At 71.7% G+C, this 8,899-nt stretch carries 8 protein-coding genes and 3 pseudogenes; 7 read left to right on the top strand and 4 right to left on the bottom strand.

Going from position 1 to position 8,899, the window contains the following annotated elements; translation table 11 throughout:
• From VIU94_RS04640 to VIU94_RS04630, 3 pseudogenes are all read left to right on the top strand, one after another.
• Positions 1–315 (top strand): annotated as a pseudogene (locus VIU94_RS04640) (hypothetical protein); the annotation flags it as partial.
• Between the two features lie 36 nt (positions 316–351).
• Positions 352–614: pseudogene (locus VIU94_RS04635) on the top strand (amino acid permease); the annotation flags it as partial.
• Between the two features lie 158 nt (positions 615–772).
• A pseudogene (locus VIU94_RS04630) lies at positions 773–1,011 on the top strand (sensor histidine kinase); the annotation flags it as partial.
• 113 nt (positions 1,012–1,124) lie between these two features.
• Here VIU94_RS04630 and VIU94_RS04625 read toward each other — a convergent pair.
• From VIU94_RS04625 to VIU94_RS04610, 4 genes are all read right to left on the bottom strand, one after another.
• On the bottom strand, positions 1,125–1,943 hold the full coding sequence (locus tag VIU94_RS04625) for an ABC transporter permease (protein WP_280860540.1): 819 nt from the start codon (positions 1,941–1,943) through the stop codon (positions 1,125–1,127).
• The gene (locus VIU94_RS04620) at positions 1,940–2,896 is read right to left on the bottom strand and encodes an efflux ABC transporter ATPase subunit, DrrA-related (protein WP_331907817.1); all 957 of its coding nucleotides are present in this window, start codon (positions 2,894–2,896) and stop codon (positions 1,940–1,942) included. Before VIU94_RS04620 ends, VIU94_RS04625 begins: the two co-directional genes overlap by 4 nt.
• A gap of 29 nt (positions 2,897–2,925) precedes the next feature.
• A complete protein-coding gene (locus VIU94_RS04615; protein WP_331907815.1) occupies positions 2,926–3,597 on the bottom strand; it encodes a DUF4097 family beta strand repeat-containing protein in 672 nt (223 codons plus the stop codon).
• Between the two features lie 651 nt (positions 3,598–4,248).
• Positions 4,249–4,632 carry an LppU/SCO3897 family protein gene (locus VIU94_RS04610; RefSeq protein ID WP_331907813.1) on the bottom strand — a complete coding sequence of 128 codons (384 nt, stop codon included), beginning with the start codon at positions 4,630–4,632 and terminating at the stop codon, positions 4,249–4,251.
• Between the two features lie 141 nt (positions 4,633–4,773).
• Between VIU94_RS04610 and VIU94_RS04605 the strand changes: the two genes are divergently transcribed.
• The 4 genes from VIU94_RS04605 to VIU94_RS04590 all read left to right on the top strand — a co-directional run.
• Positions 4,774–5,787, top strand: a complete 1,014-nt coding sequence (locus VIU94_RS04605; RefSeq protein ID WP_331907811.1) for an ankyrin repeat domain-containing protein — start codon at positions 4,774–4,776, stop codon at positions 5,785–5,787.
• Positions 5,788–5,849: 62 nt separating this feature from the next.
• Positions 5,850–7,697, top strand: a complete 1,848-nt coding sequence (glmS, locus tag VIU94_RS04600; protein ID WP_331907809.1) for a glutamine--fructose-6-phosphate transaminase (isomerizing) — start codon at positions 5,850–5,852, stop codon at positions 7,695–7,697.
• 14 nt (positions 7,698–7,711) lie between these two features.
• Positions 7,712–8,080 (top strand): holo-ACP synthase, encoded by a 369-nt coding sequence (locus VIU94_RS04595; RefSeq protein ID WP_331907807.1) that lies wholly within the window; start codon positions 7,712–7,714, stop codon positions 8,078–8,080.
• A 4-nt stretch (positions 8,081–8,084) separates the two neighbouring features.
• Positions 8,085–8,899, top strand: an 815-nt coding sequence (locus tag VIU94_RS04590; RefSeq protein ID WP_331907805.1) for an NAD(P)H-hydrate epimerase, incomplete at its 3' end; no start/stop codon positions are given.

Genomic DNA, 8,899 nt, shown 5'->3' with positions numbered 1-8,899 from the left:
GAGAGCGGCGGCGATCTCCGGTTCGCCGAGTCGTTCGGCCTGGCCTCGGCAATGCTCCACAACGGCGCCGAGTTGGTGACGGCCACCCGCTGGGTGCTGCCGACGAGCTTCGCGTTCCACCGCCTGGCCGGCCTGCCCGAGTCCGTTCGCCCGCTGTCCGCAGCGGTCGTCGCCGTCGACACCGCCCACGAGGACCAGGACCCGGTGGCCCGGCTAGGCCGTTGGCAGCGCGAGCAACTGGACCACTGGCGCTCCGACGGCCGGATCGAGCACTCGCCCCTGCTGTGGGCGGCCATGACCTGCATCGTCGTGTGAGCCTTGCGATGCCTGCGCGCGGGGACGACGAGGGGCATCCCCGAGACCCCTCATCGCGAGCGCTCGCTGGTGATCGTCCCCGTGTCCTCTCTCTCCCGCCTGACGTCCGAGGCGCTGACCGCGGCGGCCTCCCTGGGCGACGAGGTGCGCGCGCTCACCGTCTGCTACCCGCGCTGGAGCGCTCCTGGGCGGAGTGGGGCCCCGGAGCGCCGTTCATACGGCTGACCTGCGAGAGCCGCAGCCTGGGCCGTCCCATCGCCGCGTATGTGCGCGAGGTCGCCGTGGCGGAACCGGCCACCGGGTCACTGCACTGCGGACGCACATGGCACGCGGCACGTTCCGGATCTACCTCGGCGCGGCCCCCCGGCGCGGTCGCCTTCGTCGAGCACCACCACCGGCCGCGCACCGCGATGATGTTGCACGGCCTGGAACACATCCCACGCAGGAAACTGGCAACGTCCCCGACGAGGCCAAGGACCGCATCTTCGAACCCTCCAGCGCTAAGGCGACTCACCACGCGGCAACGGCGTCGGCCTCGGACTCGCGGTCGCCCGCGGTTTCGTGGAGGCCATCGGCGGCACCCTGCACGCCGAGGACACACCGGGCGGCGGCCTCACCATGGTGCTGACCCTGCCCATGGCGGCGAGCCACCCACCCTCGCCGGAACCGGACCTGTCCACTACGGCGATCGCGTAGGACAGTCGACCGACCGGCGCTGATGCAGAACGCCGCCGGGGCGGCGTACACCGACGCAGTGCCGGAATACGCCGCCCGCGGCCGGGACGAACTGCCGGAGGCAGTCCGCGCGGTCACCTCGGGTCGCGGTCGAACACCGCCTTCGACCAGCGGTAGCCGAGCGCCGCGAGGCCCAGGCACCAGACGATGGTGATCCACCAGTTGTTGCCGATCTCGGTGCCGAGCAGCAGCCCGCGCAGGGTCTCGATGGCCGGGGTGAAGGGCTGGTACTCGGCGATCGGCTGGAACCAGCCCGGCATCGCGTCGACCGGCACGAAGGCACTGGAGATGAGCGGCAGGAAGACCAGCGGCAGCGCGTTGTTGCTGGCTGCCTCGGCGCTGGGGCTGACCATGCCCATCCCGACCGCGATCCAGGTGAACGCCAGGGCGAAGAGCGTGAGCAGCCCGAATGCCGCCAGCCACTCCAGGGCCGAGGCGTCCGTGGAGCGGAAGCCGATGGCCACACCGACGGCGCCGACGAGAACCACGCTGATGACCGACTGCAGCACGCTGCCGATGACGTGCCCGATGAGCACGGAGCCGCGGTGGATCGCCATGGTGCGGAAGCGGGCGATGATGCCCTCGGTCATGTCCATGGAGACGGACACCGCGGTGCCGACCAGGGTGCCGCCGATGGTCATCAGCAGGATGCCCGGGACGAGATACGCGATGTACTCCGAGCGATCGGCGCCTCCGCCGCCGATGCCCGCACTCATCACGTCGCCGAAGACGTAGACGAAGAGCAGTAGAAGGACGATCGGCGTGAGCAGCAGGTTCAGGGTGAGGGACGGGTAGCGGCGCGCGTGCAGCAGGTTGCGGCGCAGCATCGTGCTTGAGTCCCGCACGGCGAGCGAGAGCCGGGTCGGGCGGGCGGGAGCCAGGGGGGAGCTCATCGGACAGCCTCACCTTTCTTGTCGGTTCGGTCGGCTCCGCCGGTCAGGGCGAAGAACACGTCGTCGAGGTCGGGGGAGTGCATGGTCAGCTCGTCGGCCTCCACGTCGGCGGCGTCCAGCCAGTCGAGGAGGGAGCGCAGCTCGCGCTGGCCGCCGTCACTGGGGATCTGCAGCGCGAGCGCCTCGTCGTCCCGGGTGGCCTCGCGCAGTGCGGAGGCCGCTCTCTGGTACGCGGCCGGGTCGGTGAAGCGGAGCCGGACATGCCCGCCGGGGATCAGCCGCTTCAGCTCGTCGGCGGTGCCCTCGGCGGCGATCCTGCCGTCGTTCAGCACGGCGATGTGATCGGCGAGTTCGTCGGCCTCCTCCAGGTACTGGGTGGTGAGGAAGACGGTGACGCCGTCGGAGACGAGTTCGCGGATGATCTGCCACATGTTGTGGCGGGAGCGGGGGTCGAGGCCGGTGGTGGGCTCGTCGAGGAAGATGACCCTGGGCTTGCCGACCAGGGTCATGGCGATGTCGAGGCGGCGCTTCATGCCGCCGGAGTAGGTGGAGGCGGGCTTCCTCGCGGCCTCGGTGAGGTCGAAGCGCTCCAGCAGCTCGGCGGCGACCTGCCGTCCCTCGCGCTTGGACAGGTGGTGCAGGTCCGCCATGAGGAGCATGTTCTCCTCGCCGGTGATCAGGCCGTCGACGGCGGAGAACTGACCGGTGACGCCGATCGAGGCGCGTACGGCCTGCGGGTGGGTGGCGAGGTCGTGACCTCCGACCTGGGCGGAGCCGTCGTCGGCGGTGATGAGCGTGGACAGGATCTTCACGGCGGTGGTCTTGCCGGCGCCGTTCGGTCCGAGGAGGGAGAAGATCGTCCCCTTCGGGACGGAGAGGTCGACGCCGTCGAGGACGGTCTTGTCGCCGTAGGACTTGCGCAGCCCGTTCGCGGCGATGGCCAGGTCGGTCATGAGAGGTGCCCCCTTGAGATGGATGCGGACTACAGGCTGCGGGCGGTGATGTCGCCGTACGACGTGGTCGCCCGGATGTTCAGACCGGAGTCGGCGCCGTCGCTGTTCTTGAGCGCGTTCTGGACCCGGCCGTAGGTGGTGCCGGCGTCGAGGGTGGCGGAGACGCCGCGGGCGGCGGCGACGGTGATGTCGCCCTTCTGGGCGCTGAGGGTGACGTTGCCGCCGTGGGCCTCGGAGACCTCGACGTTGCCGAGCTGGGTGCTGATGTCGGCCGAGCCGGTGAGGCGGCCGACGACGACGTCGCCGTCGTGGACGGAGAGTCGGGCGCTCGCGGCCTCGTCGAGCTTGACCGAGCGGTGGCCGCCCTCGAAGGCGACGTCACCGAGCCGGCCCACGCCGCGGAACTCGGCGGCGGCGGCCTTCGCCTCGACGTGGGAGCCGGCGGGCAGCTGGACGGTGACCTCGACCGCCCCGGAGTGCCCGAACACCGCGTTCTTCGGCTCCGGCGTCTCGATCCGCAGGACGCCGTCGTCGTAGCTGACCGCGGTCTGCTCGGCGACCTTCACGTCCTTGCTCTTGCCGGCGTCCGCGGGGCGGACCTCGACGGTGGTGTCGGCGCGGTCGGCGGCGATGAACCGGATGTGACCCGCGGGGATGTCGAGGACGACGGAGATGGGGGCGGAGGTGTTGAAGGTCTGCATGGTGTGCTCCTTGGCTTTTCGTCGTCGGCGTTTCCGACATGGGAAAAGCTACGTTGCGTTCAAGGGTGTGGCAACAGCTCTGTTGCGCAGAAACCGTGTCATCGCAGGTAGTTGCATCAAATTCATTGCAACGACCGTGACGCCTAACGCAACGAGGAGCGACGTTGCGTTGCAATGAACTGTGGCTGAACGCTATGGCCGGCGGCGCAGGGGGCGCTTGGGGGGAGGATCGGGCCGAGATCTGTGACGTGTGCGGCCACGAGATGCGGCAGAAGCCGGTGGCGGAGCCTCGGGAGAAATGGCAACTGCCGGTCAAGGAGCCGTGGTTCTGTACCCGGTGCTACGCGTGGCGCGACGCTGTGCGGCGTGGCGCACGACGGCCTGTCGGTCTCCCCGTACTTGTGGGCGCCGCATGGGCCCGATGCCTGCCAGGCATGCAAGGAGGCCGCGACCGTCATCGACGGGCGCCGGCCGTTGGGGATGCGAGGCGGGAAGCGGGCCCATCCCACGCCTCGGGGCGGTCGCCGCGGGGGAGTTGTCGGCCGGGTCGCCCGGCTGGGCGAACAGGAGGCTTCGTCCGGCCTGCCGACGATACGCCGAAGGGGCCGGACCCCACCGGGTCCCGCCCCTTCGTCACGCTTGTACGCGTCGTCAGTTCTTGACGGCGTTCAGGCAGAGCACGAACTTGTCCGCGTCCCACTGCTGCGCGAGCGCGACCTCGCTCGCCTCGCCGCACTTCTCGACGTCGAAGGTGTTGTCGTAGACCTTGACGACCTTGTAGAGGTCGGCGACCTTCTCGGTGCACGACTTGCTCTCGACCTCGGGGTCGTTCTCCGGGCCGGACACGGTGACGCAGTCGCCCGCCTGGGCGTGCACCGGGGTCTCACCGGTGAGGACCGGGATGCCGAGCTTCACGGCCAGGGCGACGGCGATCGCCACGCCGACGCCGAGGACCTTCTTGCCGAGCCCGCCCTTCTTCTTCTCCGGCTCGGCGGGCGCGAGCGGCTGGTCGGGGGTGGCGGGAGGAGTCGTCACGAGAGCTTCCTTGGGGACGTGTACATGATCGGACGCGAACGCTACATCGCCCCCAACGGGCAAAAGGGACTGCGAAGATCCACTTCTTGATCAGTTGTGAACTCGTGATTCTGTCGGGCTGTCAGGCCCTCCGCCTACCATGTGCCGATCGACGGCGGAGGGGGCGCGACGGTGGAGCGGGACCACGGCTGGGGAGACCTCGACTGGGAGGGGTGGGAAGACCTCCGCCTCGTACGGCGGCGGCTCGCCGAAGGGGCCGATCCGGAGGAGTGGCGGGACGGGTTGCGCGCCTTGCATCGCGCCGCACTCTTCGGGTCGCCCGAGGTCGTCGCCGAACTCGCCGGGCGGGTCGCGGACGTGGACGCGCTCGAGCACGGGGTGACCGCGCTGTGGGAGGCCGTGCTGGAAGGGCGGGCGGGCAACGCGCGCGCCCTCGCCGCCGCCGGCGCGGACCCCTGGCGGGAGCTCCTCGGCGGGTGGTCGCCGGGGCGGCTCAGTCTCGCCGGGGCGACGCCCGATCTGTTCGGGCCGATGCCCGATCTGTTCGTGCGGCCGGAGGGCGAGCGCGGGCTGACCGAGGCGGAGAGCGTCGTGGCCCGGGAGGGGCGGCGGCTCGTCGCCGCGCTGGGGACGTTCCACACCGAGGGGCTCGGGCTCGCGTGCGTGGCCGGGATCGACGCCGACGAGGCCGTACGGCGGCTGGCGGCGACCCCGGCGGACGCCGACGTACTGGAAGAGCTGTTCGAGGATCCGTACGAGTACGGCCTCGACGAGGGGATACGGATCGTCGGCGTGACGACCGTGCCCGGCGGCTGCGTCGTCACCCAGCCGTGGGCGTACATGCCGTCCACGCCGGGTGTTCTGACCCTGCTCTCCGCCGGGACCTTCGGCTACGGCCTCTACGCCAACCCCAAGAGCGGCAACCAGGGCAGCATCGTCCGCGACGGCCGGATCGAGGGCTCCGACCTGCATCCGGGCGGTGGCCCGGACGTGGACGACACGTCCGAGGAGGTCCTTTCCTCCTACCTCTTCCACGGCAACGCCGTCGCGTACGCCTGTGCCTTCGCGGGCCTGCGCCTCACCGACGCGCGCGCGGTCGTGGGGCCGCCCGACCTCTGGGTCGAACTGCCCGACCGCGACTACTGGCAGTTCTGAGGACCGACGCGCACGGGTTCGTGCGCGAGCCAGGCGGGCCGGGTCGGTCGTAGGCTGCCGACATGTGCGGAATCGTGGGGTACGTCGGCGGGCAGTCGGCGCTTGATGTGGTCATCGCCGGGCTCAAGCGGCTCGAGTACCGCGGGTACGACTCGGCCGGGGTCGCGGTGCTCGCCGACGGCGGGCTCGCCGCGGCCAAGAAGGCGGGCAAGCTCGTCAATCTGGAGAAGGAGCTGGTGGACCGGCCGCTGCCGAGCGGCTCCACCGGCATCGGCCATACCCGCTGGGCCACCCACGGCGGGCCGACCGACGCCAACGCGCACCCGCACCTCGACAACGCGGGCCGGGTCGCCGTCGTCCACAACGGGATCATCGAGAACTTCGCCGCCCTCAGGAACGAGTTGGAGGAGCGCGGGCACGAGCTCGCCTCCGAGACCGACACCGAGGTCGTGGCCCATCTGCTCGCCGAGCAGTTCTCCTCCTGCGGGGACCTCGCGGAGGCGATGCGCCTGGTGTGCCGGCGGCTCGACGGGGCGTTCACGCTGGTCGCCGTGCACGCCGACCAGCCGGACGTCGTCGTCGGCGCGCGCCGCAACTCGCCGCTCGTCGTGGGCGTCGGGGAGGGCGAGTACTTCCTCGCCTCCGACGTCGCCGCCTTCATCGCCCACACCCGGTCCGCGATCGAGCTCGGCCAGGACCAGGTCGTGGAGCTGTCCCGCGACGGCGTCAACGCCACCGACTTCGACGGGGCGCCCGCCGAGGTCCACGCGTACCACGTCGACTGGGACGCCTCCGCCGCCGAGAAGGGCGGCTACGACTACTTCATGCTCAAGGAGATCGCCGAGCAGCCGAAGGCCGTCGCCGACACCCTCCTCGGCCGGATCGACGCGTCCGGCTCGCTCACCCTGGACGAGCTGCGGATCCCCGACGCCGAGCTGCGCGAGGCCGACAAGGTCGTCATCGTCGCCTGCGGCACCGCCTTCCACGCCGGGCTCATCGCCAAGTACGCCATCGAGCACTGGACCCGCATCCCCTGCGAGGTGGAGCTGGCCAGCGAGTTCCGCTACCGGGACCCCATCCTCGGCGCGCGGACGCTGGTCGTCGCGATCTCGCAGTCCGGCGAGACCATGGACACCCTGATGGCGCTGCGGCACGCGCGCGAGCAGGGCGCGAAGGTGCTCGCCATCTGCAACACCAACGGGTCGACGATCCCGCGGGAGTCGGACGCGGTCCTTTACACGCACGCCGGGCCGGAGGTCGCGGTCGCGTCGACGAAGGCGTTCCTGACGCAGCTCGTCGCCTGCTATCTCGTCGCGCTGTACCTGGGGCAGGTCCGCGGCACCAAGTGGGGCGACGAGATCCACGCGGTCGTCAAGGAGCTGGCGCGCAGCGCCGAGAAGGTCGAGCAGGTCCTGGAGACGATGGAGCCGGTACGGGCGCTCGCCCGGTCGCTCGCGGACAAGGACACCGTCCTCTTCCTGGGCAGGCACGTGGGCTACCCCGTCGCCCTGGAGGGCGCGCTCAAGCTGAAGGAGCTCGCGTACATGCACGCCGAGGGCTTCGCGGCGGGCGAGCTGAAGCACGGGCCGATCGCGCTGATCGAGCAGGACCTGCCGGTGGTCGTGGTCGTGCCCTCGCCGCGCGGGCGCTCGGTCCTGCACGACAAGATCGTCTCCAACATCCAGGAGATCCGGGCCCGCGGAGCGCGCACGATCGTGATCGCGGAGGAGGGGGACGAGTCGGTCGCGCCGTACGCGGACCATCTCATCCGCATCCCCGCGACGCCGACGCTGCTCCAGCCCCTGGTCGCGACCGTGCCGCTGCAGGTCTTCGCCTGCGAGCTGGCCACGGCGCGGGGCAACGAGGTGGACCAGCCGCGCAATCTGGCCAAGTCCGTGACGGTGGAGTGAGTGAGGAAAGTCCGATGATCATCGGGGTGGGGATCGACGTGGCGGAGGTGGACCGCTTCGCCGCGTCGCTGACGCGGACGCCCGGGCTGCTGCAACGGCTCTTCGTGGAGGGCGAGCTGTATCTGAGCAGCGGGGAGCGGCGCGGGCCGGCCTCGCTGGCGGTGCGGTTCGCCGCGAAGGAGGCGGTCGCGAAGGCGCTCGGCGCGCCGGCCGGGCTGCACTGGACGGACGCGGAGGTGTACGTCGAGGAGAGCGGGCAGCCCCGGCTGCGGGTGCGCGGGACGGTGGCGGCGCGGGCCGCGGAACTCGGCGTGAAGCAGTGGCATGTGTCGCTCAGTCACGACGCCGGGGTGGCGTCGGCGGTGGTGATCGCGGAGGGTTGATCCCATGCGTACCGCTCACGGCGTGGAGACCGTACGGGCCGCCGAGGCCGAACTGATGGCGCGGCTGCCGGAGGGCGCGCTGATGCAGCGCGCCGCGGCCGGCCTGGCCGCGGCCTGCTGCTCGCTGCTCGGGAAGGGGCGGGTGTACGGGGCGCGGGTGGTGCTGCTCGTCGGCAGCGGCGACAACGGCGGCGACACGCTGTACGCGGGGGTCAGGCTGGCCCGGCGCGGGGCGGGCGTGACGGCGGTGCTGCTCGGCGCGCGGGTCCACGAGGCCGGGCTGGCCGCGCTGCGGGCGGCCGGGGGGCGGGTGAGTGACGACCCGTTCGAGGCGCTGGCGGTCGCGGACCTGGTCCTGGACGGGATCACCGGGATCGGCGGGCGGGGCGGGCTGCGGCCGGACGCGGTGCCGGTGGCGCGGGCGGCGCGCGGCTCGGACGCGGTCGTGGTCGCCGTCGACCTGCCGAGCGGCGTCGAGGCGGACACGGGGGAGGTGACGGGGGAGGCGCTGCGGGCGGACGCGACGGTGACGTTCGGGACGTACAAGCCGGGCCTGTTGATCGACCCGGGCCGGGAGTACGCGGGGGCGCTGCGGCTGATCGACATCGGGCTCGACGCGACGCTGCCGTCGGTGGCGGATCTGGAGGCGCTGCAGCACGAGGACGTGGCGTGGCTGCTGCCGGCGCCGGGGGCCGAGAGCGACAAGTACCGCCGGGGCGTCGTCGGCATCGTGGCCGGCTCCGCGCGCTACCCGGGCGCGGCGGTGCTGGCGGTGGCGGGGGCGCTGCGGGGCGGGGCGGGGGCGGTGCGGTACGTGGG

The organism is Streptomyces sp., from assembly GCF_036566765.1.
Classification (GTDB): Bacteria; Actinomycetota; Actinomycetes; order Streptomycetales; family Streptomycetaceae; genus Streptomyces.
The sequence above is the reverse complement of the archived record's forward strand: the minus strand, read 5'-3'. Positions and strand labels throughout refer to the sequence as shown.